Source organism: Nocardia sp. N2S4-5, assembly GCF_044628355.1.
GTDB classification, from domain to species: domain Bacteria; phylum Actinomycetota; class Actinomycetes; order Mycobacteriales; family Mycobacteriaceae; genus Nocardia; species Nocardia wallacei_B.
Genome location: NZ_JBIUPM010000001.1, coordinates 7,786,912 through 7,812,431 on the forward strand (window position 1 = coordinate 7,786,912; position 25,520 = coordinate 7,812,431).

The 25,520-nt window shown below is 71.5% G+C and carries 8 protein-coding genes; 5 read left to right on the forward strand and 3 right to left on the reverse strand.

Features of this window, described 5'->3' with window-relative positions:
* Positions 1-82 precede the first annotated feature (82 nt).
* The 5 genes from ACFMRZ_RS36010 (at position 83) to ACFMRZ_RS36030 (ending at position 11,973) form a co-directional block, all read left to right on the forward strand.
* Complete coding sequence (locus ACFMRZ_RS36010) at positions 83-6,640, forward strand: SDR family NAD(P)-dependent oxidoreductase (protein ID WP_400182611.1); 6,558 nt, start codon at positions 83-85, stop codon at positions 6,638-6,640.
* Positions 6,641-6,653: 13 nt separating this feature from the next.
* Entirely contained in the window at positions 6,654-7,514 is an 861-nt protein-coding gene (locus ACFMRZ_RS36015) for a hypothetical protein (protein ID WP_400182612.1), read from the forward strand.
* 13 nt (positions 7,515-7,527) lie between these two features.
* Positions 7,528-9,255: an FAD-dependent monooxygenase gene (locus ACFMRZ_RS36020; RefSeq protein WP_400182613.1), complete on the forward strand. Its 1,728-nt coding sequence runs from the start codon at positions 7,528-7,530 to the stop codon at positions 9,253-9,255.
* Between the two features lie 18 nt (positions 9,256-9,273).
* Positions 9,274-10,572, forward strand: coding sequence for an NAD(P)/FAD-dependent oxidoreductase (locus ACFMRZ_RS36025; protein ID WP_280270180.1), 1,299 nt, complete (start codon positions 9,274-9,276; stop codon positions 10,570-10,572).
* A 63-nt stretch (positions 10,573-10,635) separates the two neighbouring features.
* Positions 10,636-11,973: a cation:proton antiporter gene (locus tag ACFMRZ_RS36030; RefSeq protein WP_400182614.1), complete on the forward strand. Its 1,338-nt coding sequence runs from the start codon at positions 10,636-10,638 to the stop codon at positions 11,971-11,973.
* A 139-nt stretch (positions 11,974-12,112) separates the two neighbouring features.
* Here ACFMRZ_RS36030 and ACFMRZ_RS36035 read toward each other — a convergent pair whose 3' ends face one another.
* The 3 genes from ACFMRZ_RS36035 to ACFMRZ_RS36045 all read right to left on the reverse strand — a co-directional run bounded on the left by ACFMRZ_RS36035 (position 12,113) and on the right by ACFMRZ_RS36045 (position 25,495).
* Positions 12,113-13,375 carry an FAD-dependent oxidoreductase gene (locus ACFMRZ_RS36035; RefSeq protein ID WP_400182615.1) on the reverse strand — a complete coding sequence of 421 codons (1,263 nt, stop codon included), beginning with the start codon at positions 13,373-13,375 and terminating at the stop codon, positions 12,113-12,115.
* Between the two features lie 70 nt (positions 13,376-13,445).
* A complete protein-coding gene (locus ACFMRZ_RS36040; RefSeq protein WP_400182616.1) occupies positions 13,446-20,207 on the reverse strand; it encodes a type I polyketide synthase in 6,762 nt (2,253 codons plus the stop codon).
* Positions 20,204-25,495, reverse strand: coding sequence for an SDR family NAD(P)-dependent oxidoreductase (locus ACFMRZ_RS36045; RefSeq protein ID WP_400182617.1), 5,292 nt, complete (start codon positions 25,493-25,495; stop codon positions 20,204-20,206). The genes ACFMRZ_RS36040 and ACFMRZ_RS36045 overlap by 4 nt, the downstream gene beginning before the upstream one ends.
* Positions 25,496-25,520: the final 25 nt, after the last annotated feature.

The window sequence follows — 25,520 nt, forward strand, 5'->3', positions numbered from 1 at the left end:
GACAACTATGGAAGACGTTCGCGGCCAGACTATTTCGTAACCGGCCGCGGTGGCGATCTTTGCCGAAATTCGGGAGACGGGTATGGCGACAGAAGAAGAACTCCGCACCTATCTCAAGCGGGCGGCCATCGACTTGCACAGGACCCGGCAGCGGCTGCAGGAATTGGAGTCGCGGGCGAGCGAGCCCATCGCGATCGTCGGGATGGCGTGCCGCTACCCCGGCGGTGTGGCGTCGCCGGAGGATCTGTGGGGCATGGTGTCCGGGGGGCACGACGTGATTTCGGGCTTCCCCGGCGACCGCGGCTGGGATGTGGACGGGTTGTACGATCCGGACCCCGACCACGAGGGCACCTCGTATGCCCGAGAGGGCGGGTTCCTCCGGGGCGCAGCGGATTTCGATGCCGCGTTCTTCGGTATCAGTCCGAAGGAGGCACTCGCGATGGAGCCGCAGCAGCGGCAGCTGCTGGAGGTGTCCTGGGAGGCGCTGGAACGCTCGGGCATCGACCCGACGGCCTTGCGCGGTACCCCGACCGGAGTGTTCACCGGCATCATCGAGGTGCAGTACGGCCCGACCATCGCCGAGGATCGCAGCGGCCTGGCCGGGCTGATGATGACCGGCCGGACCAGCAGCGTCGCGTCGGGGCGGGTGGCCTACGTGCTGGGCCTCGAGGGCCCGGCGGTGTCGATCGATACGGCCTGCTCGTCGTCGCTGGTGGCGATGCACGACGCCGCCCGCTCGCTGCGGTCCGGTGAGTGCACGCTGGCCCTGGCCGGCGGGGTGACGGTGATGCCGACCCCCGAGGCGTTCATCGCGTTCTCCCGGCAGCGGGTGATCTCGCCGGACGGCCGGGCGAAGGCGTTCGCCGCCTCCGCCAACGGCACCGCCTGGTCCGAGGGCGCGGGAATACTTGTGCTGGAACGGCTCTCGGACGCACAGCGCAACGGTCGCCGGGTGCTGGCGGTATTGCGTTCCTCCGCGGTGAATTCCGACGGCGCCTCCAACGGCCTGACCGCGCCGAACGGTCCGTCGCAGCGGCGGGTGATCGAGGCGGCGCTGGCCGGCGCCCGGCTCGGCGCCGCCGAGGTGGACGTGGTCGAGGCGCACGGGACCGGTACCTCGCTGGGTGATCCGATCGAAGCGCAGGCGTTGCTGGCCACCTACGGGCAGCAGCGGCAGACGCCGCTCTGGCTCGGTTCCATCAAGTCGAACATGGGGCACACCAGCGCCGCCGCGGGCGTCGCGGGCGTGATCAAGATGGTGATGGCGATGCGGCACGGTTCGGTGCCGCCCACACTGCATGTCGACGAGCCCTCGCCGCACGTGGATTGGACGGCCGGTGCGGTGCGGCTGGCGACCGAGTCGCAGCCCTGGCCGCGCAACGGGCGTCCGCGCCGTGCGGCGGTGTCGGCCTTCGGGATCAGCGGCACCAACGCGCACGTCATTCTCGAGGAGGCCGACGAGACCGCTCCGGCCGATGCCGAGGATACCGCCGAAACCGTTGTGCCGCCGATGATTCCGTGGGTGGTGAGCGGCGGCACCGAAGCGGCGCTGACCGAGCAGGCGGCCCGCCTCGCGGCCTTCGTCGCCGAACACCCGGAACAGGCGGCCGTCGACGTGGCGCGCACGCTGGCCACCGGCCGGGCCCGGCTGACGCACCGCGCGGTGCTGCTGGGCACCGACCGGGCCGAGCTGCTCGGCGCGCTGGACGCGCTCGCGGCGGACCGGCCCTCGCCGAATGCCGTTCGCGGGCAAGCAGTTCCGGGCGCGAAGACGGCCTTGCTGTTCCCCGGGCAGGGCGCCCAGCGGGTCGGTATGGGCGGGACCCTGTACGCCCGGTTCCCGGTGTACGCCGCGGCATTCGACGAGGCGTGCGCGCAATTCGACAAGCAGTTCGATCCGCCGTTGCGCGCGGTCGTGTTCGCGGAACCGGAGACGCCCACCGCGGAACTGCTGAGCCAGACCTCCTACACCCAGGCAGCGCTGTTCTGCGTCGAGGTCGCGGTGTTCCGGCTGCTGGAATCCTATGGCGTGCGGCCGGATCTGCTCATGGGCCACTCGATCGGCGAGGTGACCGCCGCCTATCTGGCGGGCGTCTGGTCGCTCGCCGACGCCGCGAAACTGGTGGCGGCCCGCGGCTTGCTGATGCAGGCGCTGCCGGAGGGCGGCGCGATGCTGTCGGTGCCGACCGGCGAAGAGGTGGTGGCGCCGCTGCTGGCCGGCCACGAGGACCGGATCGCCATCGCCGCGGTCAACGGGCCCGCGACGGTGGTGGTCTCCGGCGACGAGGGCCTGATCGACGAGGTCGCGGCGGCCCTGGGCAAAGACGGGTACAACACCCGGCGGCTGCGGGTGAGCCACGCGTTCCATTCACCGCGCATGGACCCGATCCTGGGCGATTTCGCCGGTGTGTGCGCGGGTTTGACCTATCACCCGCCGACCGTCCCGATCGTCTCCAATGTGACCGGGGAACTGGCCGATCCCGAACAACTGTGCAGCCCGGAGTATTGGGTGCGGCATGTGCGCGAACCGGTCCGGTACCTCGCGGGGACGCGGGCGGCTCGGCGTCACGGTGCCACGGTGTTCCTGGAAGCGGGGCCGGGCACCACGCTGACCGCCCTCACGCGCGACGGCCTGGACGAGGACGAGATCGACGAGGTGACCGCCGTTCCGGTGCTGGATCCCAAGCGGGACGAGACCGAATCGCTGCATGCCGCGCTCGGCGCGGCCTTCGTCTCCGGAACCTCGGTGGACTGGACGGCGGCGCTGACGGGTACCCGCGCCCGGCCGCTGGAGTTGCCGACGTACGCCTTCCAGCACCGGCGGTTCTGGCTCGACAAGCCCACCGGCGCAGGAGATCTGGGCGCCGCCGGGCTCGATGCGGCCGATCACCCGCTGCTCGCCGCGGCGGTGTCCCTCGCGGACGGCGGCGGCGTGATGCTGACCGGTCGCCTGTCGGTGGCGGCGCAGCCCTGGCTGGCCGATCACGTCGTGGCCGGGAATGTCTTGGTGCCGGGGACGGGATTCGTCGAAATCGCCTTGTACGCCGGTGATCTGGTCGGTGCGCCGCGAGTCGGCGAGCTGGTCTTGCAGGCGCCGCTGGTGCTGGCGGAGTCCGGCGGCGCCGACATCCAGGTGATCGTCGGCGCGGACGAGGCGGGCGAGCGGAGCATCGCGGTGTACTCGCGTCCGCACGGCAGCGACGAGCCCGCGTGGACGTGCCATGCCACAGGCACGCTGAGCGGAGCCGAAACGCCCTCGGACAGTGATGAATTCACTGTGTGGCCGCCGAGTGGGGCGACCGCGGTGGAGGTCGCGGACGTGTACGACACCCTCGCCGAGGGCGGCTACGGGTACGGTCCGGCCTTCCGCGGCCTGACCGCGATGTGGCGACGCGGCGAGGAACTGTTCGCGGAGGTCGAGTTGCCCGAGCCGCTCCGCGCGGACGCGGCCGACTTCGGCATCCACCCGGCGCTGCTGGACGCCGCGCTGCACGCGATGGCGGTCGCGGCGCTCACCGACGGAACCGACACCGTGAAACTGCCCTTCGCCTGGGAGGGCGTCTCGCTGGCGGCGGTCGGGGCGACGGCGCTGCGCGTCCGGCTGGCGCCGGAGGGCACCGATCGGCTGTCGATCACGGCCGCCGACGCCCGCGGCTCCATCGTCGCCGCCGTCTCCGCGCTGTCGGTACGGGCCTTGTCCGCCGACCAGCTCACGGCCACATCGACCACATCGGATCTGTACGCGCTCAACTGGGTAGCCATGCAGCAAGCAGGAGCCTCCGGCACCTGGGAAACCGTCGAAGTGGCTGGCGCCCAGGGTATTCCGGCCGAGAGCTGCACCCGCGACTCCGACGAGGCGATCGTCCTGCGGTGCCTTCCCGCACGCGGGCGACAAGGGGCGCTGACCGCCGACGGGACCGACCCTGGCGTCGGCGTCGCGGATGGCCGCCCGGATACGGGTAGCGGAGCGGATCTCGCGTCGCAGGCTCTGGCAACGGTGAATCGGGTGCTGGCCGAGGTGCGGGCGTTGTGGGCGGATCAGCGGTTCGCTGCCGCGACGGTCGTGGTGGTGACCAGTGGCGCGGTGGCGGTCGAGGGCGGCGAGGATGTCACCGATCTCGCGGCCGCACCGGTCTGGGGACTGCTGCGCAGTGCGCAGGCGGAGAATCCGGAACGGCTCGTGCTGGTCGACGTGGACGACCCCGGCGAGTATCGGGCCGCCACCGAGGCGGCGCTGGCGCTCGAGGCCGAACCGCAGGTGGTGGTGCGGCGCGGGACCGCGCACGTGCCGCGGCTGGGTCGGGCCGGCGCCGACACGGTGGGCAGCGCGGAACTGATCGGCCGGAGCTCGTGGCGGCTGGGCGCGCTCGGCAAGGGCACTCTCAACGGGGACAACATCGTGTTGCGCGCCGACGAGAACGCCACGGCCGCACTGCAACCCGGCGAAGTGCGGGTGCGGCTGCGCGCCACCGGCATGAACTTCCGCGACGTGCTGATCGTGCTCGGCATGTATCCGGACCCGGACGCGCCGATCGGCGGCGAGGGCGCGGGCGTGGTCGTCGACGTGGCCCCGGACGTGACCGAGTTCGCGCCCGGCGATCGGGTGATGGGCCTGTTCGCGGGCATCGGCGACACGGTGGTCTCGGACCGCTCGATGGTGGTGCCGATGCCGGAGGGCTGGACGTTCGCGCAGGCCGCGGCCGTTCCCGCGGTGTTCGCGACCGCGTATTACGCACTGGTCGATCTGGCCTCGGTGACCGAGGGCGAGACCCTGCTGGTGCACGCGGCCACCGGCGGTGTCGGTATGGCCGCGGTGCAGCTGGCCCGCTACCTGGGGCTGGAGGTGTACGCGACGGCGAGCCCGCCGAAATGGGACACCTTGCGCACCATGGGCTTCGACGACGGCCACATCGCCAACTCCCGCACTCTGGACTTCGAGCAGGAGTTCCTGACCGCCACCGGCGGCCGGGGCATGGACGTCGTGCTGGACTCGCTGGCCGGTGAATTCGTCGACGCCTCGTTGCGGCTGCTGCCGCGCGGCGGTCGCTTCGTGGAGATGGGCCAGACGGACGTGCGCGATCCCGGCGAGGTCGCCGAGACGCATGCCGGTGTGCGGTACCGCGGCTTCGTGCTGATGGAGGCCGGTCCGCAGCGGCTGCACGACATCCTGGTGGAACTGCTGAAGCTGTTCGAATCCGGTGTGCTGCGACCGCTTCCGGTGACGCCGTGGGATCTGCGGCGCGCCCCGGAGGCGTTCCGGTACCTCAGCCAGGCCCGGCACGTCGGCAAAAATGTGCTCACCGTCCCGACGGCATTGGATCCCGGCGGCACCGTCCTGATCACCGGCGGCACCGGCGTGCTGGGCGCCGTGGCGGCCAGGCATCTGGTCACCGCGCACGGCGCGCGTCATCTGCTGCTGCTGAGCCGCAGTGGTCGTGCCGCGGCCGGCGCCGAGGACCTGGCGGCCGAACTCACCGAACTCGGTGCGCGCGTGCAGATCACGGCCTGTGACGCCGCCGATGCCGACGCGCTGCGTGCGGTCCTCGCCGCCGTCCCGGCCGAACATCCGCTCACGGCCGTCGTGCACGCGGCGGGCCTGATCGACGACGGCCTGTTCGCGGAGCTGACCCCGGACCGGGTCGCGACCGTGTTCCGGGCGAAGGCACAGGCGGCGTGGAACCTGCACGCGGCCACCGCTTCCCGGGAATTGTCGGCCTTCGTGCTGTACTCCTCGGTCGCCGGTGTGCTGGGCGGTCCGGGACAGGCCAACTACGCGGCCGCCAACGTGTTCCTCGACGCGCTCGCCGCGCACCGGCACCGGCTCGGGCTGCCCGCGTCGTCGCTGGCATGGGGCATCTGGGAACAGGCCAGCGGCATCACCGGCCATCTCGGCGAGCAGGACTTCGCCCGGATGCGCCGCGACGGCCTGCTGCCCATCCCGACCGCCGAGGGTCTGGCGATGCTCGACACGGCGCTGGTGCTGGGCCAATCACTCACCGTCGCAGCGCGTTTGGACGCGCCGACCATCCGCGCCGCGGGAGCGCAGGCACCGGAGGCGCTGCCGCCGGCCCTGCGCGGGCTGCTGCGCGGCACCCGCCGGGCCGCCGAGTCCGAGGCCGCGGGCGGGTCGTCGAAACTGGCCACGGCACTGGCCGGGCGTGCCCGCGCCGACCAGGAAGCATTGGTGCTCACCACGATTCGCACCCACGCCGCCGCCGTGCTGGGACACGAGTCGCCGGAGGCGATCGGCGCCGACCAGGCCTTCACCGACCTCGGCTTCGATTCTCTGGGGGCGGTGGAGTTCCGCAACCGCCTGAAGTCGGCGACCGGGCTGAAACTGACCACCACCGTGGTGTTCGACTACCCGACGCCGATGGCATTGGCCCGCCACATCCGCGACGAGATCGTGCCCACCGAGGATCCCGCCGCCGCGATCCGCGTCCAGATCCAGACGCTCACCGACACCTGCGGCAGCGCCGAACTGGATCCGAACGCGGTGGCCGACATCGCCGCTCGGCTCGACGAGCTGCTGCGGCATCTGCGCGGCGGCGAACTCGACGAGATCCTCGACGACCTCGGCACCGCCGGCGACGACGAGCTGTTCGAGTTCATCGACCAGCCGGCCGCCCCGACCAACTGAACGGAGATCACCGATGGCTCTTCGGCTTCCACTGCTGCTGGCGGCGGCGCTGACGACCGCCGCGGCGCTCGCGCCGGCCGTCGCGGCCGACGAGATCGTGCAGCCGGACCGCGTCCCGGTCGCGGACCGGCAGTGCGACGCCGGCCAGCGGGCCGCGTCCCTGGCCGCCGACCAGCAACGGGTGCTGGATCGGCTGGGCTCGCTGCGCGTGCTGCACGGCCCGCAGGACGCGGCGGCGCTGGCCGCGCTGGGCGGCTGGGGTCCGGACTCGCACGGCTGGGTGCAGTATCGCGGGGTCGGGGTGGGACTGCTGAATCTGCCGCGCTCACTGGACATCATCGCCAAGGGGATCGAGGGCGTCACCGCCGGGTCGATCGCGCGTGACGCGGTGACCAGCGGGCAGCCGACCGGACTGTTCTATCGCTCGCTGAACCCGAACGCCGTGCACGACGACCCGTATATGCCGTCGTTCCCCTACGAACTGGTGGGCTGGTTTTACGGTGCGGTGTACACTCCGGGCCTGACGCCGATCGAGAACGGGCTGTGCGTCTTTCCGACCGACTGGGGCTTCCACGAACGCGGCGTGCACGCCTTCCCCACCTTCGACATGGTGACCCAGCCGCCGGCCGAGGAGTGGGTGGGGCAGGACCCGGGCACCATCCCCGCGGCGCTGCCGAACCCGCCGGGGTTGGTGCATCCGCGGGCGTGGGACCTGCACGTGTGGATGGTGCCCGGCAGCGACACCCCGATCACGGGCGCGGTGAACACCGCGCAGGTCGTCGTCGGCCACGACGGCGGCATCCCCGGCTCCTTCCCGTATCCGGGCGGCCCGACCTCGGTGGGCCCCGATCTACCCGAGCACCATGGCCATTGACCGCGGAGGGGACATGGACACCACCGTGCTGATCGTGGGCGCCGGCGGCTGCGGCCTGACGGCGTCGATCTTCTTGTCCGAGTTGGGCATCGACCATCTGCTGGTGGAGCAGCGCCCGGACACGGCGCGACTGCCCAAGGCGCACTACCTCAATCACCGGACCATGGAGATCTTCCGCCAGTACGGTTTGGCGGGGGAGATCGAGACGGTCGGGGCGCCGCTGGAGAAATTCGGTGCGGTGTGCTGGCAGACCACGCTGGCCGGGAAGGGGCCCTTCGACGGCCGGTTGATCTACGAGATGGACGCCTTCGGCGGCGGGGAACTGCGCGAGTCCTGGTCGGCGGCGAGCCCGGTGGCCGCGACGAATGTGCCGCAGATCCGCTCGGAACCGTTGCTGCGCACGGCCGCCGAGCAGCGGGCGCCCGGTCGCGTCCGGTACGGCTGCGAACTGGTGGAGTGGGCCGAGCGCGACGACCGGATCGTCGCGACCGTGCGCGACGCGGAGGGCGGGGACAGCACCGTCACCGCGAAGTATCTGATCGCCGGTGACGGTGGGCGGACGCTGGGGCCGTCGCTGGGGGTGCGGTTCGACGGCTGGCCGAGGTTCCATCACGTCACCACGGTGCATTTCACCGCCGATCTGTCCCGCTGGCAGCGCGACGGCGCGCTGCTCACCTACTTCGTCAACCCCAAACGACCGGAGCTGTCCGGGTCCACCCTCGTCGAAATGGGGCCCACCTGGGGCAGATTCAGCGAGGAGTGGGGCCTGCACTTCACCACCGGGCCCGACGATCCGGCGCGCTCGCAGCGCGACGCCGTGCTGGCCCGCATCCGCGACACCCTCGGTATCCCGGATCTGCGGGTGCGGCTGCACAAGGTCAGCAATTGGACCGTCGACGCCGTCAACGCCCAGCGCTACCGGCACGGCCGGGTGTTCCTGGCCGGTGACGCCGCGCACAAGCTGCCCCCGGCGGCCGGGCTCGGCCTCAATACCGCCATCCAGGACGCGCACAATCTGGCCTGGAAGATCGCCGCGGTGGAACGCGGGCACGCCGGTCCGGGCCTGCTGGACACCTACGACGCCGAGCGCCGCCCGGTCGGCCGCCGTAATCTCGACTGGGCGGTGAGCATCATCGCCAACTCGGAACTGATGAGCGAGGCCGCGCTGGGGCTGGGACCCCATGTGCCGCATTGGATGCGGCCGACGTTCTTCAACACCTACTTCGAGGACTCCGCGCGCGGCCGCACCGCCCGCGCCCGGACCGCGGAGGTGTTGCGCACCCATCGGATCGATTGCCAGGCATTGGACATCGAGATCGGCGCGGCCTACGAACAGGGCGCGCTGGTGCCCGACGGCACCGCCGCGCCGATACCGGAACCGATGGGGGACAAGCACTTTCCGTCCACGCGGCCGGGACATCGGCTGCCGCACGCCTGGGTCGCGCACGACGGGGCGCGCCGCTCCACGCTGGACCTGGTGCCCCCGGGGGAGTTCACGCTGGTCACCGGGTCCGCCGGGCAGTCGTGGGCCGACGCCGCCCGCGGCCTGCGGGACCGCGCGGGCCTGCCGTTGCGGGTGGCGGCGCCGGACTCCGGCGACTGGTCGCGGGTGCGCGAGATCGGCCCCGACGGCGCCCTGCTCGTCCGACCCGACCAGCACGTGGCGTGGCGCAGCGCCGGTGCGAGCGCCGACCCCGGCGCCGAACTGACCGCAGCAATGAACCGAATTACATTCCGCTGAAACGAAAATGGAGTGATCATGGCCGAAACCACGACCTACGACACGATTGTCATCGGCGGCGGCCCCGCCGGTTGCGCGTACGCGCTGACCATGCTGCGGCGCGGGTACCGGGTGCTGCTGCTGGAGAAGGTGCGGTTCCCGCGCTTCCACATCGGCGAATCGTTCCTGCCCTACACCGTGGAGATCCTGGACCAGCTCGGACTGCTGGACGCGGTCATGGCCAAGCCCTACGCGTTCAAGCCCGGGGTGGAGCTGACCGGGATCGCCGGTAACGCCCGCCGCATCGACTTCGGCGAGATCGGCGACGGCCGCCGCACCTGGGCCATTCAGGTGGAGCGCGCGGAGTTCGACAAGACGCTGCTCGACGAGACCGCCAAGGCCGGCGTCACCGTCCTCGAGGACGCGACGGTCACCGATGTGGACGTGGCCGACGACGGCCGGGTCACCGGAGTCACCTACACCTACGCCGACGAAACCCACCACGCCACCGCGCCGTATCTCGCCGACGCGTCGGGCCGCGCCGGGGTGATCGCCAAGAAGCTCGGGCTGCGGGTGCACGACAGCCGGTTGAAGATGGCCGCGGTGTTCAAGCACTACGGCAATCTCGACGAGAGCCAGAACCCCGGCGTGGAGGGCGACACCCAGCTGGGCATCCACCAGGACGGCTGGATGTGGGCGATTCCGTTGCGCGCCGACGCCATCAGCATCGGCGCGGTGGCGCCCATGTCCATCCTGCAGTCCGACCGGCCCGAGGCGGTGTTCGACGAGCACCTGGCCCGGGTGCCGCGCATCCAGCAGCGGCTGCGCGGCGCGACCGTGCTGCGGGAACTGAAGGGGGAGCGGAATTTCGAGTATCACTCCGAAAGGCTTTGCGGCCCCGGCTATTTCCTGGTCGGCGATGCGGGCAGCTTCACGGACCCGGTGTTCTCCGGCGGGGTGCTGCTGGCCCTGGCGACCGGCCGCAAGGCGGGCGAGCTGGCCGCGGATCGGTTGGCGGGCACCGTGTCCGACGACGAGGCCACCACGAGTTACGAGTCGTTCTTCAAGACCGCGTACGGCACCTACTACCGGCTCATCTGCGCCGTCTACGACAACCGGCAGCCGGTCATGGGGCAGGTCATCCTGGACATGGCCGCCGACCTCGATCCGAAATGGCATGTGCGGCTGGTCAGCGGCGACTTCTGGACCCAGGAGAGCCCGCTGGTGAACCGGCTGCGCGCCGAGCCGGACTGGTCGCTGTTCGCGCCGTTCGACCTGTATCCCGACTGCCCGATCTATCCGCGCACCGCGGATACCCGAACCGTGGTCCCGGCTTAGCCCTCGGGACCCTCGAGCGTCCGTGGCCGTCGTGGCCACGGACGCGGCGAAAGGTGTTGACCCATGCCGTCGTATCTCGAACTGACGCTGCACTTCTTTCTGCAGATGGCGGTGATCCTCGCGGTCTACCGGCTGGTGTGGCCGCTGCTGAAGCGGCTCGGGCAGATGCAGGTGGTCGCCATCATGGCCGCCGGCTTCCTGCTCGGGCCCTCCGTATTGGGCGCGATCTGGCCCGGTGCGCAGCGGTGGTTGTTCCCGGCGACGCTCGGGATCGGCGGGCAGACCATTCCGCATCCGTCGCTGACGGTGATCTACGTGGTCGGGCAACTGGGTCTGGTGCTCTATATGTTCCTGGTCGGGTCGTCGTTCCAGACCAAGATCCTCACCGATCACATCCGGGTCGCGGGGACCACCGCGACGGCGGGGCTGACGGTTCCGCTGCTGTTCGGCGCCGCCACCGGCTACGTGCTGTTCCAGCACGGTGATTTCTTCACCGGCAAGGTGGTGGCGTGGCAGGCCGCGCTGTTCCTCGCGGCGGCCGTGGGGATCACCGCGTTTCCGGTGCTGGCGTGGATCATTCACGATTCCGGGTTGCACAACACCCGGGTCGGGACCATGACGCTGGCGTGTGCGGCGTTCGACGACGCCTGGTCGTGGATTCTGCTCGCGGTCGTGGTCGCCAGCGCCAAGGGCAATATGAACAGCGCCGTGCTGGCCTTCGTCGGCGGCGGTGTGTTCGTGTTGTTCATGCTGACCGTCGGGCGGCGGCTGTTGCGTTCGCTGAACGGCTGGGCGGAGAAGGAGATGCGCGCCGATCCCGCGGGGCTGCCGCTGGGGCCGTTCACGGTGGTGCTGCTGGTGGTGCTGGTGTGCGCCTGGTTCACCGACTGGTCGGGCATCTACTCGGTGTTCGGGGCGTTTCTCGCCGGGGTGGTGATGCCGCGCGGGGAGTGGCTGGACCGGGTGCGGGAGCGGACCGAGCCGCTGGTGGCGTATCTGTTGCTGCCCGCGTTCTTCGTGTACGCCGGGCTCAATACGAAGCTGAGTCTGCTGCTGCATCCGGTGGCGATCGTCGCGGCCGCGGTGGTGCTGGTGGTGTCGTTCGCGGGGAAGTTCGGCGCGGTGTCGCTGGCCTCGCGGTGGCAGGGGCTGAGCTGGCGGGAGGCGGGTGCGATGGGCGCGCTGGCCAATGCGCGTGGCCTGATGGAGCTGGTGCTCATCAATATCGGCCTCACCCAGGGACTCATCACCCCCACCCTGTTCACCATTCTGGCCATCATGACCATCGTGACGACATTCGTTGCCAGCCCGCTGTTCCGGATGTTCGAACGCAACGCCTGGAAGAACGGCTTGGTCTTCGGCGCGGCCGGTGAAACCGCCGCGGCCCGGGTGGCGGTGTGAGACAGCTCACGCTAGGTTGAATCCGCTTGCCACCCAACCGAAGAGAGTCCCCATGTGGAGCATCGCCGTCATCGCCGTGATCAGCGCCGCCCTGATCGCCGCCGCCTTCGTAACCTCTTTCCCCGACTGACCCCGGATCTCAGGCGGCGTGCGGGATCTCCAGATATGCGCCCTGGTGGAGGAGTTCGCGCTGCACGTGGGCTGCGGTCGCTCCGGATCCGGAGGTGTGGAGGGCGGCGGTGATTCCGGCTGCGTGGCCTGTGGCGAAGGCGGTGCCCATGACGCGTAGGGAGGCGCCGGCGTAGCGGTCGGCGTCTACTGTGCGGCCGGCGGCGAAGAGGTTGGGGGTGTCGATGCTGCGGATTACGCCGAGGGGGATGTGGTAGTGGGCGTCGCCGGTGATGAACTGCCACTGGGGGAGTACGCCCGGTCCGGGGTGGTACTCGATCGGCCAAGCGCCCATCGCTATGACGTCGTCGTGGTGTGCGGCGCCGAGTACCTCGTCGGTGGTGAGGCGGTAGTGGCCGAGGATGTGGCGGGATTCGCGGGTGCCGATCTCCGGGCCGGTGGCGACTATGTAGGCGTTCGCGCAGCCGGGCAGGGTGCGTAGTACGGCGAGGTATTCCTGGGCCTGGATGCGGGCGTGCACCTGCGCGCGGGTGAGTTCGCGGGCATCGCGGGCGTCGTAGCCCTCGTCGACCACGTAGGTGACGATGTCGCCCGAAACAGGTAGGCGCGCAACCAGTCCGCGCTCGGCCAGCACTTGCGCGCCGTGCAGTTTCGCGGCCGCGATGGCGGCGGCGAGCGTATCGCGGGTGACCTGGGCGCCCGGCGGGATGCCGCCGAACCGCACGCCGAGCGTGCCGTTCTGGACGAGACCGCCGTTGCCGTATCGGACCGCCGCGCCGCCGAAGTTCGCCAGGTCCGCCTCGCCGGTGGCGTCGACGTAGGCCGCGGCCCGGATCGTGTGCAGGCCTTGATGATCGGCGAGGTGCACCGCGTCGATTGCGTCTCCTCGGCGGTGGGCGTCGATGAGCTGACTGTCGAGCCGCACCTCCACGCCGGCGTCGCCGCAGATCCGGTCCAGCACCAGCTTCACCGATTCGGGATCGAATACCACTGCGACGGAGGTGAATCGGGTCGGCTCGGATACCGCGCCGAGGCGGCGCAGCCCGTGTAGCACCTCGTCGGCGACGCCGAAGACCACCTGGCGTGGCGGGTCGGCCCGGGTGTAGATCCCGCAGTAGGTGAGCACGTTCCGTAGCGTCGCGGCGCCGCCCAGGCACGGGCCGCGCTCGATCAGCAGCGTTCGCGCACCCGTCCGTGCGGCGCCGACGGCGGCCGCCACACCCGCCGATCCGCCCCCGGCGACCACCACGTCGTACCGGTCCGTACTCGTCATCGAAAACACCGTCCTCGCAGTGGAATCGGCCGCGGCCGTGTCGGCGCTGGGAGATCGGGGTTTCGAGGTGTCATGCGCGCAATCCGTCCGAGCGGCGATCGATGAGGTCGAATATCTCGTCGTCCCCGGCGATCTCGATGAGGTCGACGGTCGCGTCGGGCTGGTGGCGATGCAATGCCGCGGCCAGCTTGGTGGCGAGTCGTTCCAGATCGGCGCGGGGAATATCGGATTCGGCCAGCCGCTCCAGGTCGCGCTCCAGATCGGCGACCAGACCACCGACGACCGCGGTGGGCGGGTCGATGCGGCTGCGCAGGTGCTCGGCCAGCGCGGCCGGCGTCGGATAGTCGAAAACCGCTGTGGGAGAGATCGTCACGCCGGTCGACCGGCGCAGCTGGTTGCGCAGCTCCACCGTGGTGAGCGAGTCGAAGCCGAGATCGGCGAAGCGCCGATGCCCGTCGAACGCCCGGCCGGTGTCGTGGTCGAGGACCGCGGCCACGTGCTGCGCCAGCAACTCCAGCAGCAGGCGGTGCTGCTCCTCGGTGGTGTGCCCGGCGAGGCGGGCGGCGAAGTCGGCGGGTTCGGCCGCGGCCGCCGCGGCGGTGCGGCGGCGATGCACGAGCCCGCGCAGCAGCGGCGGCGGGTCGGTGACGGCGGCCGTGTCCAGCCGGATCGGGACGGTGACCGGCGAACTGCTGCGCAGCGCGGCATCGAACAGCCCCAGCGCCTGGGCGGTGGTGAGGGTGCGGAAACCGCCGCGCTCCATGCGGGCCCGGTCGCGGGCGCCGAGATGTGCGCTCACCGCGCTCTGTTCGTCCCACAGTCCCCACGCCAGCGAGCTGCTCGGCAGCGCGTCGTGCCGCCGCCGGGCGGACAGCGCGTCGAGGAATCCGTTGGCGGCCGCGTAGTTGGCCTGGCCCGGCGTGCCGAGAACCCCTGCCGCCGAGGAGAAGACGATGAACGCGGCGAGATCCTGGGCACGGGTCAGCTCGTGCAGGTGCCAGGCGGCATCGACCTTCGGCCGCAGCACCCGCTCCAGCCGCTCGGGGGATTGACCGGCGAACAGGGCATCGTCGACGGTGCCCGCGGCATGTACGACGGCGGTGAGTGGATGCGGCTCGGGGACGCGGTGTAGCAGTTCCTCGACGGCCGCGCGGTCGGTGACATCGCAGGCCACGATCTCCACGCGGGCTCCCGACCGCGCCAGTTCCTCTGCCAATTCCGTTGCACCCAAGGCTGTTTCGCCCGCACGGCTGGACAGCAGCAGGTGACCTACGCCGTACCGGATCACGAGGTGGCGGGCCACCGCCGCGCCGATCATGCCGGTGCCGCCGGTCACGAGCACCGTGCCCGCCGGGTCCAGCGGCCGCGGGCAGGTGAGTACCACCTTGCCGATGTGACGCGCCTGCCCGACGTGGCGCAGTGCCGTCACCGCGTCCCGCACGTCCCAGCCGGTGATCGGCGGCGGGGTGAGGACGCGCGTCTCGAACAGCGTCACCAGTTCGGTGAGCATGCTCCGGATACGGTCGGGGTCGACCTCGCTGATCAGGAACGAGTAGTAGGCGACGCCGGGGAAGTGCTCGCCGACCGCGTCCGGGTCGCGGATATCGGTGACGCCCATCTCGACGAACCGCCCGCCGCGCGGCAGCAACCGCAGCGACGCGTCGACGAAATCCCCGGCCAGCGAGTCGAGCACGACATCCATGCCGCGCCCGCCGGTGACCGTGTGGAAGTGTTCCTCGAAATCGAGTGTGCGGGAGTTGGCGAGATGGTCCTCGTCGAGACCGCGGTCGCGCAGCGCCTGCCACTTGCCGGGGCTCGCCGTGGCGAAAACCTCCGCGCCCCAATGCTTCGCGAGCTGCGTCGCGGCGGTGCCGACGCCGCCGGCGGCCGCGTGCACCAGCACCGATTCCCCGGCGCGGAGTCCGGCGAGATCGGCCAGCGCGTAGTAGGCGGTGAGGAATACCACGGGGACCGCGGCGGCCTGCGCGAAGGTCCAGTCGTCCGGAACGCGGGCGACCAGGCGGTGATCGGTGGTGACCGTGGATCCGATGCCGTCGAACAGGCCCATCACCCGATCTCCGGGCGCGAAAACGGTGACCTGCGAGCCGACTTCGAGTACCACGCCGGAACCCTCGCCGCCCAGTACGGCGTTCGGGTCCGGGTACATGCCCAGGCCGATCAGGATGTCGCGGAAGTTCACCCCGGCGGCGCGCATGGCTATCCGAACCTGGTGCGGCTGCAATGGTTTCGGTGCGTCCTCCGCCGGGAGCAGGCTCACCGTGTCGAGGGTGCCCGGCTCGGTGATGACGAGCCGCCACGGGTCGCCGCGCAGCAGGTCCGGCCCGGTGGGCGCGGCGAGGCGGGACAGGCGGGGTACCAGGAGTTCGCCGTCGCGCAGCGCGAGTTGCGGTTCCCCCGTGGCCAGAGCGCGGGAGACCAGGGGGCCGACCTGAGCGGTGTCGAGGTCGGTGGGCGCGGTGCCGTCGAGGTCAAGCAGCACGATCCGGTCGGGGTACTCGGCCTGGGCACTGCGGATCAGCCCCCACACGGCGGCGCCCGCGAGGTCGGCGCGCTCGCGAGCCGGGTCGGTGGCGACGGCACCGTGGGTGAGGACGACCAGCGAGGTGTCCGGCTCGTCCGCGAGCAGGCGTTGCATCCGTTCGAGCGTGCGGGCCACGTGGTTTCGGACCGTAGCGGGTATCGGCTCGGCGGACTGGGCATCGGCCCGCAGGACGATCACGCCGGGCAGGGCGTGGTCGGCGGAGGTACTGGCCGGACCTGTGGCGAGTACGGCGCTGGTGCTGCCCGCCGCGTCGACGGCGGCCGCGTCTTCCGGGCCGCGAACGGCGGTGGCGTGAGCGATTTCGGTGCGGTCGATCCCGCCATCGGGCGTGGTGTCCGCGCCGTTCGGATGTGGGAGCACCTTCCCGTTGCCGATGCGTTGCGGCGCAACGCCGTTGGCGTAGGGGGGTTCGGCTTGCTGTGCTGTGGTTTCGGGAGCGCTGATATGCGCGGGGCCGCCGTGATCCGGTGTCGTTTCGGAACCGCCGGGGTGGGCCAGGACAGGGTGTTCTGCGGTGGCCCCGGAGTCCTTGGGACGTGCGGATGCGGTTGGGGTGAGGCCGGGTTCGGCGAAGCGGACATCGAGGGGGAGTGGAGCGCCGCCGGGTTCGGGGGCGGGAACCCAGTGGACCGCATAGAGCGGGTCGCCGGTGGGAGCGTCGGAAACTATTGGTGCTGCACGTAGTTCGAGGGAGCCCACAGTGATTACGGTCGCCCCTGTTGGATCTGTCGCCGATAGTGCCAGCTGGTCCGGTGCTGGGGACGACAGGCGGACGCGCAGTTCCGTCGCGCCCTGGGCGGCCAGATCGACGCCGCGCCACGCGAAAGGTAGGCGAGTCCCGTTGTCGTCGGCGAGCGCCACGAGCGGGTGGAGTGCCGCGTCGAGCAGCGCGGGGTGGAGCCCATATCCCCCAGCATCGACGTCGCTGGAAAGCGACACTCGCGCAAGGAGATCGGGGCCTTCGCGCCATACTTCCCGCATGCCCTGGAAAAGGGGTCCGTAATGCAGTCCGGCATCCGCGAGACGCTGATACAGCTCGCCGGGGTCGAGCGGGACCGCACCAGGCGGCGGCCATACCGCAGGCTGTTCCGTGCCACGCGGTGCGGTCTCGCCCGACGGCTCGCCGCCCAGGGTGCCCTCGACATGCGTGGTCCACGGTCCGTCGTCGCTTCTGGCGTAGACCGCGAAGGAGCGGCGGCCGTCGGCGTCGGGCGGTTGCACCCGTACCTGCACTCGCACGGGCTCCTCGGTGAGCACGAGTGGTGTGATGACCACCAGATCCGCGATGCCGTGACCGCCCACCTCGTCGGCGGCGCGCAACGCCAGCTCCACGAACAGCGTGGCCGGTGCCAGCACCCGGTCGCCGACCCGGTGATCGGCCAGCCACGGGTGATCCCGTACGGACAGCGTCCCGGTGAGGATGGTGGCGGCATCGTCGGGCGCCGCCACCACCGCACCGAGCAGCGGGTGGTCGGCCGCGGTCAGTCCGGCGGCGCGCACGTCGGCCCGCGGTACGTGATCGAGCCAGAAGCGCTGGTGCGCAAAGGCATATGTCGGCAGGTCGACGACTCGCGCGCCGGGTACGAGGGCGGTCCAATCCACCGCCGCGCCCGCGACATACGCCTCCGCCACGGCGGTCGTGACCGCGTCCGGCTCCGGCCGGTCAGGGCGCAGCAGGGGTGTCACCACCGCGTCGGCGTCGGCGGCCACCAGGGAGGACAGTGCGGCGCCCGGCCCGACCTCGGCGAAGAGGGTGACCCGGCCGGATTCCCGCAGCCAGCGCACGCCGTCGGCGAAACGCACCGGCTCGGCGACGTGCCGCACCCAATAGTCCGGGGTGCGCACGGCGGCGGGGTCGGCCGGTTGCCCGGTGAGATCGGAGACGATCGGCAGTCGCGGCGGCCGGTAGGTCAGGGCCGCACAGACATCGGCGAATTCGTCGAGCATCGGCCGCATGCGAGGGGAGTGGAAGGCGTGGCTCACCCGGAGCCGCTTCGCGGTGAGGCCGCGCGCCACGGCAGCGGCCGCGATCTCTTCGATCGCGGCCTCGTCCCCGGAAATCACCAGTGCCGCAGGGCCGTTCACGGCGGCGATGGCGACCCGGTCCCGATGGCCGGCGATGAGTTCATCGGCGGTGGGCTCGTCGGCGGTGACCGCCAGCATCGCGCCGCCGGGCGGCAGGCGCTGCATCAACCGTCCGCGCGCGGCCACCAGTGCGGTGGCGTCGGTCAGCGACCACACCCCGGCCAGGTACGCCGCGCTCACCTCGCCGATCGAATGGCCGAGCAGGAAATCCGGTGTCACGCCCCAGGATTCGAGCAGCCGGTAGAGCGCGACCTCGACGGTGAACAGCGCGGCCTGCGTGAAGTCGGTGCGATCCAGCAGGGCGGCGTCGGGGTGATCGGCGGCCGCCCAGGCGATCTCGCGCACCGGCCGCTCCAGCTTCGGGTCCAACAGCGTGGCGACCTCGTCGAACGCGTCGGCGAACACCGGATAATGCGCATGCAGCTCACGTCCCATGCCCGGCCGCTGCGACCCCTGCCCGGGAAACAGGAAGGCGGTCTTGGCCTTCGGATGCGCCGTCCCGCGCACCACACCGGGGGAGCGCCCATCGGCGGCGAGCACATCCAACCGCTCGGCCAGCCGATCCCGATCCTGTCCGAACACCACCGCCCGCTGCGTGAACCGCGACCGCGTGCTGGCAAGTGAAAACCCGATATCTCCCGCCGACACCTCCGGATGCGCCTCTAGGTATTCCGACAATCGCGCAGCCTGCCCGGCCAGCCCCGCATCGGTACGGCCGGACAACGGCCAGGCAATCGAAACCCCTTGCACCGCAATCTCTTCGCCGTGCTCCGTGGTGACCGGCTGTGCCACACCCGAGCCGGTGGTGTGCATGGGGTCGTGTGGTGCCTGTTCGAGGATTACGTGGGCGTTGGTTCCGCTGATGCCGAAGGAGGAGACCGCGGCGCGGCGTGGTTGGCCGGTGCCGGGCCACGGTTGTGTTCGGGTGGCGAGGCACACCGGTCCCTCGGACCAATCCACGTGCGGTGAAGGGATTTTCGCGTGCAGGGTCGGGGGGACGACGCCGTGACGCATGGCCATGATCGCCTTGATTACCCCGGCCACTCCGGCCGCCGCCTGCGTGTGGCCGACGTTCGATTTCACCGAACCCAGCCACAGGGGCCGCGTCCGGCCCTGACCGTAGGTGTCGAGGAGGGCCTGGATCTCGACCGGATCGCCGAGCCGCGTGCCGGTGCCGTGACCCTCGACCACATCGATGTCGTCGGGTCGCAGGCCCGCCGCCGCCAGCGCCTGCCGGATAACTCGTTGCTGCGCTGGGCCGTTGGGTGCGGTGAGCCCGTTCGAGGCGCCGTCGGAGTTGACCGCCGAACCGCGCAGCACGGCGAGGATCCGGTGCCCGAGCCGCCGCGCGTCCGACAGCCGCTCCAGCACGAGCACACCGACGCCCTCCGACCAGCCGGTGCCGTCCGCGCCGGCCCCGAAGGCCTTGCAGCGGCCGTCCGCCGCCAGCCCGCCTTGGCGGGCGAACTCGGCGAACACCTTCGGCGTCGACATCACCGTCACACCACCGGCCAGCGCCAGCGAACATTCCCGCTGTCGCAGCGCGTGCCCGGCCAGATGCATCGCCACCAGCGACGAGGAACACGCGGTGTCGATGGTGACCGCGGGCCCGTGCAGCCCCAGCGCGAAGGCCACCCGACCGGACACCACACTGCCGAGGCTGCCGGTGCGCAGATGTCCCTCGACGCGTTCGGGCACCGTGCCCAGCCGATCGGCGTAGTCGTGATACATTACGCCCGCGAACACCGCCGTCGACGACCCGCGCAGCGCGAGCGGATCGAGACGAGCGTGTTCGATCGCCTCCCACGACGCCTCCAGCAACAGCCGTTGCTGCGGATCGGTCGCCAGCGCCTCGCGCGGCGAGATGCCGAACATATCCGGGTCGAAATCCAAAGCGGCGTCGAGAAATCCGCCCACCCTCGGGTAGTCACCGCGTTCGGCGCGGTCGTCGTCGCGCCAGCCGCGGTCCGCGGGAAAGGCGGTGATGCCGTCGCCGCCGGCGGCCAGGAATTCCCACCACTGGTCCGGGCCGTGCACGCCGCCGGGGAAGCGGCAGCTCATGCCGATCACCGCGATCGGCTCGTCGAGCCGGTCGGCGAGCCGCGAGTTCTCCCGCCGCAACCGATCCCGCTCCACTAGGGCGGCGCGCAGGGCATCGATCAGTTCGGCGTTCGGGTTGGTCATGCCGTCCCCTGGTCGTCGTCGAAGAAGTCGTTGCCGTCGGTCCAGAAGTCGGTGGACCCCGAGCGCATCGCGCCGCCACCGTGTGCCATGCGGATCAGGTCCGCGGCATCCATGTGCAGGATCGACGCGGACTCCCCGCCCGGGTCGTCGGCCGGTCCGGGCACGGACTCGGGCAGCCGTCGCACCGGGGCCGAGGCGTCGCCGTCTGCGAGCGTCTCGGCCTCCGCCAGCAGCTTGGCGTGCAGGTGCGCGGCGAGGGCGTCCGGTGTGGGATGGTCGAACACCAGAGTCGCGGGCAGGCGCAGTCCGGTGGCGGCCGCCAGCCGGGTGCGCAACTCCATCCCGGTCAGCGAGTCGAATCCGAGTTCGGTGAAGGTCCGGTCGGTGGTCGGCAGGTCGCCGGTGTGCCCGAGTACCGCCGCGACCAGTTCGTGTACCAGGTCGTGCACCAGCTCCCGCCGATCGGTGGCTTCCAGCACGGCGAAACGCGCTGGGAACTCCGGCATGTCGGGTACCGCATGCTCGGGTCGGGGCGGGAATTCGCGGCGCGGCCGGGCCAGGCCGCGCAGTGGCGGTGGTGCGGCGGCCGGATCCAGCCGGGCGCGGTCCAGCGCGGCCAGCACCGGGACCGCGTCGTCTCCGGCGCACCCGGCGTCGAACAGCGCCAGCCCCTCGGCATCGGACAGGGGCAGGATTCCCGAGCGGGCCAGCCGCGCGCGGTCGGCATCTCCGAGCGCCGCGGAAACACCGGTGGTGCGCGCCCACAATCCCCAGGCCAGCGCGGTGGCCGGTAAGCCCTGTGTGTGCCGCTGCCACGCCAGTGCCTCCAGCCAGGCGTTCGCGGCGGCGTAGTTGGCCTGCCCGGCCGCGCCGATCAGTCCCGCGACCGACGAGAACAGCACGAACGCGGACAGATCCAGCTCGCGGGTGAGTTCGTGCAGATTCCAGGCGCCGTCCACCTTCGGCCGCAGCACCCGTTCGAACTGATCCGGGGTGAGCGTCTCGACCAGTCCGTCGTCGACGCTGCCCGCGGCGTGCACCACGGCCGTGAGCGGTCGTTCCGCCGGTATTCCGGCCAATGCGCGGGCGAGCGAATCACGGTCGGACACATCGCATTCGGCGGTCGTCACGGTGCAGTCGGCGGGCAGGCCGAGGGCGTTCGTGTCGATCGGTCCGCGGCTGAGCAGCAGCAGGTGCCGCACGCCGTGGTCGGTGGTGAGATGGTGCGCCACCAGCCCCGCGAGCACGCCGCTCGCTCCCGTGATCAGCACCGTGCCGTCCGTCCGCCACGGCGTGCCGATCGCGGGTTCGTACGCGGGCACCAGCCGTGGCACCAGCACATCGCTTGCGCGCGTGGCGATCTGGGGTTCGTCGGCGGGCAGCGGTCCGGCCGGGCTGCCATCGGAGTCGACGAGCACGAACCGCCCGGGATGCTCGGATTGGGCTGACCGAACCAGCCCCCACACGGCCGCCGCGGCCGGATCGGTGACGGCGGCGCCGCCCACCGCGACCGCGCCGCGCGTGCGGATCGCCAGCATTCCGGTGTCGGACTCGTGCAGCCAGTCGCGCATCTGGTGCAGCACCGTCTCCAGTGCGGACCGCACCCCCGTCGGCGTCAGGTCGAATTCGGGCAGCTCGAACCAGTTCAGCTCGGACCACGACAGGCTGCCGCCGCCGGGCGCGGGCCGGATCCAGCCCAGCCGGTAGCGGCCGTCCCCGGCGCTCAGGGTGCCGACCTCGACGGGGCGCAGCACCAGCGCGTCGACGGCCAGCACCGGGCGATCGGCGGCGTCGAATACCTCCACGGCGGATTCGGGACCGCCCGTCAGCCGCGCCCGGATCGTGCCGGTGGCCGGGCCGAAGGATCGAATACCGCGCCAGGAGAAGGGCAACCGGGTGGGCCCGGACGTGGTGGCGAGCGGATGCAGCGCGGCATCGAGAACCGCCGGATGGATCCGGTAGCCGCCGGTGTGTACGCCCGCCGGGGCCGCGACGGCCGTGAAATGCTCGTCGTCGCGCGCGTACAGTTCCCGTGCGCCGCGGAAGGCCGGACCGTAGTGGTAGCCCGCCGCGGTCAGTTCGCGGTACCGCGAGTCGAGGTCGACGGGTTCGGCGTTCTCCGGCGGCCAGCCGTGCACCGACGGGCGCGTGCGGTCCGCCGGGGTCGGCGCCGCGACGGCCTCAGCGTGCCGGACCCAGTCGCCGTCCGGGGTGCGGGAGTGGATCGTGACCGCGCGCCGGCCGGCGGCATCGGCCGCGGCCATCGCCAGTTGTACGGCCACCGAGCCCGTGTCGGGGACGGTCAGCGGTGCGAGCAGGGTCAGTTCCTCGAGGTAGTCGAGCCCCGCGTGGTCGGCGGCCAGCAGCGTCATGTCGAGGAAGGCCGTCGCGGGCAGCAGCGCGGCACCGTGCACGACATGGTCCGCCAGCCAGACCGTGCCGCCGGATACGGTGCCGGAGAACAGATATCCGCCGTCGGCCAGTGCGAGGGAACGGTCCAGCAGCGGATGGCCGGTGCGTTCGCGGTCCGCGCCGACGGTGTCCCCGGCGTCGAGCCAGTAGCGGCGGTGCTGGAACGCGTAGGTGGGCAACTGCACCGGCGGGGTGGCGGCCTCCGGATACCACCGGATCGGCGTGCCCGCGGTGTGCGCGGCGGCGAGCCCGGCCACGACCGCGTCGGGTTCGGCGCGCCGGCTCGGCAGCAGCGGTGTGGTGGTCACGGCCGCGTCGGTGGTGAACGCCTCCCGGGTCAGCGCGGTCAATGTGCTGCCGGGACCGGCCTCCACGAACACCCGCACGTCGTGGTCCTCGCGCAGCCGTCGCAGGCCGTCGAAGAACCGGACCGGGCGCCGCACCTGGTCGACCCAGTACTGCGGGTCGCGCAGCCGGGCCGGATCCGCCGGCGCCCCGGTGACATTGGAGACGATCGGGATCGTCGGCTCGTGGTACTCGACGCTGCGGCATACCCGCGCGAACTCGTCGAGCATGGGCTCGACCAGCGGCGAGTGGAAGGCGTGCGCGACCCGCAGCCGGGAGGTCCGCCGTCCCAGCGTCTCGAGCGTGGCCGCGATCTCGCCGACCGCGGCGTCCGCGCCGGACAGTACGACCGCGGCGGTGCCGTTGATCGCCGCCACCGACACCGCGTGCTCTCGGCCGACCAGCAGCGGGGTCACCTTGTGCTCGGCGGCGGCCACCGCGATCATGCTGCCGTGGCCGGGCAGCCGGTCCATCAGCCGCCCGCGCGCCGCGACCAGCGTCGCCGCGTCGGGCAGCCGCCACACTCCGGCGAGGTAGGCGGCGGTGAGTTCGCCGATGGAGTGCCCGATGAGGAAATCCGGTCGCAGTCCCAGGGATTCGGCCAGCCGGTACATCGCGACCTCCACCGCGAACAGCGCCGCCTGCGTGAAACTGGTGCGGTTCAGCAGTTCCGCGTTGGCGCTGCCCGGCTCGGCGAACACCACCTCGGCGAGGTCGGTCTCGAGATGGTCGGCGAAGTGTGCGCACACCTCGTCGAATGCCTTGGCGTACACGGGATTGGTCGCATGTAGCTGTCGTCCCATCGCGACGCGCTGGGCGCCCTGTCCGGGGAACATGACGGCCGTGCGAACCGGCCCGCCGGATACCGTGCCGCGCACCACGGCCGGTGACTGTCCACCGGCGGCGAGGGTGTCCAGCCCGGTCAGCAACTCGCCGCGATCGTGCCCGAAAACGACTGCGCGCCGGTCGAAACGGGTCCGCGTCGTCACCAGCGCGCGGCCGATCTCCGCGGCCGGGAGATCGGGATGGGCGCGGACGTGGCGGGCCAGCTCGGCGGCCTGACCGGCCAGCGCGGCGTCGGTGCGGGCCGACAGGAACCAGGTCGTCAACGGCGGCAACGGGATCGGCGCGGTGAGCGCTACCGGGTCGGGTTGGGGAGGTTGTTCGACCACTACGTGCGCGTTGGTGCCGCTGATGCCGAACGACGACACGCCCGCCCGGCGGGGGCGGCCGGTGTCGGGCCAGCCCCGCGTCTCGCGCAGTGGCCGCACCGCGCCCGCCGTCCAGTCCACGTGCGGCGTGGGCTCGTCGACATGCAGTGTGGCAGGGAGCGTTCCGTGCCGCATGGCCATGATCATCTTGATCACTCCGGCCACTCCGGCCGCGCCCTGGGTGTGGCCGAGGTTCGACTTCACCGAGCCCAGCCACAGCGGGTCGCCGTCGCGGTCGCCGAACACCTCGAGCAGCGCGCGCACCTCGATGGGGTCGCCGAGCGTGGTGCCGGTGCCGTGGCCCTCGACCGCGTCGATGTCGCCGGGCGTGGCGCCCGCCGCGGCCAACGCCTGCCGGATAACCCGGGCCTGGGCCGCGCCGCTGGGCACGGTGAGCCCGGTGGAGTCGCCGTCGGAGTTGACCGCCGACCCACGCAGCAGTCCCCACACCTGATGGCCGTGCCGCTGTGCGTCCGAAAGCCGTTCCAGGACTAGCACTCCCACGCCCTCCGCGAAGCCGGTGCCGTCCGCCGCGGCGGCGTACGCCTTGCAGCGCCCGTCGCGGGCCAGCCCGCGCTGGCGGCTGAACTCCAGGAAGCTGGCCGGTGTCGACATCACCGTCACCCCGCCGGCCAGCGCCAGCCCGCACTCACCGCCACGCAGCGCCTGCACCGCCTGGTGCACCGCCACCAGCGACGACGAGCAGGCGGTGTCGACGGTCACCGCGGGACCGGTGAAGCCGAAGTTGTAGGCGAGGCGGCCGGACAGCACGCCCGCGGCGCTACCGGTGCCCAGCTGCGCCTCCAGTTCACCGGGCACCGTCCGCAGGCGGCTGGCGTAGTCGTGGTACATCGCCCCGACGAACACGCCACAGTCGCTGTGGCGCAACGCCTGCGGGTCCAGCCCCGCGCGCTCGAACGCCTCCCACGCCACCTCCAGCAGCAGCCGCTGCTGAGGATCGGTGGCGAGGGCCTCGCGCGGCGAGACGCCGAAGAACTCGGCGTCGAAATCGAAAGGGGTGTCGAGGAATCCGCCGCCTTCGGCGGTGATCGTGCCGGGCCGGTCGGGATCGTCACCCAGCAGGGACTCCGGATGCCAGCCCCGGTCGGGCGGGAAGGGCCGTACCGCGTCGCCCCCGGCGGCCACGAAGTCCCACAGCTGCTGCGGCGAGCGGATACCGCCGGGATACCGGCAGCCGATCCCGACGACCGCGATCGGCTCGCGCTGCGCGGACTCCAGCCGATGCAGTTGTGCCCGGGTCTCCAGCAGGGTGGTGGTCGCGCGTTTCAGGTAATCGCGCAGGGTGGCTTCGTCGGTCATCGGGGGACTCCTCCCGGACGGTGCA

Excerpts from the sequence above, each read along its gene's own strand:
- ACFMRZ_RS36010 (WP_400182611.1), top strand. The coding sequence starts at position 83 with ATGGCGACAGAAGAAGAACTCCGCACCTATCTCAAGCGGGCGGCCATC.
- ACFMRZ_RS36015 (WP_400182612.1), top strand. The coding sequence starts at position 6,654 with ATGGCTCTTCGGCTTCCACTGCTGCTGGCGGCGGCGCTGACGACCGCC.
- ACFMRZ_RS36020 (WP_400182613.1), top strand. The coding sequence starts at position 7,528 with ATGGACACCACCGTGCTGATCGTGGGCGCCGGCGGCTGCGGCCTGACG.
- ACFMRZ_RS36025 (WP_280270180.1), top strand. The coding sequence starts at position 9,274 with ATGGCCGAAACCACGACCTACGACACGATTGTCATCGGCGGCGGCCCC.
- ACFMRZ_RS36030 (WP_400182614.1), top strand. The coding sequence starts at position 10,636 with ATGCCGTCGTATCTCGAACTGACGCTGCACTTCTTTCTGCAGATGGCG.
- ACFMRZ_RS36035 (WP_400182615.1), bottom strand. The coding sequence starts at position 13,375 with ATGACGAGTACGGACCGGTACGACGTGGTGGTCGCCGGGGGCGGATCG.
- ACFMRZ_RS36040 (WP_400182616.1), bottom strand. The coding sequence starts at position 20,207 with ATGACCAACCCGAACGCCGAACTGATCGATGCCCTGCGCGCCGCCCTA.
- ACFMRZ_RS36045 (WP_400182617.1), bottom strand. The coding sequence starts at position 25,495 with ATGACCGACGAAGCCACCCTGCGCGATTACCTGAAACGCGCGACCACC.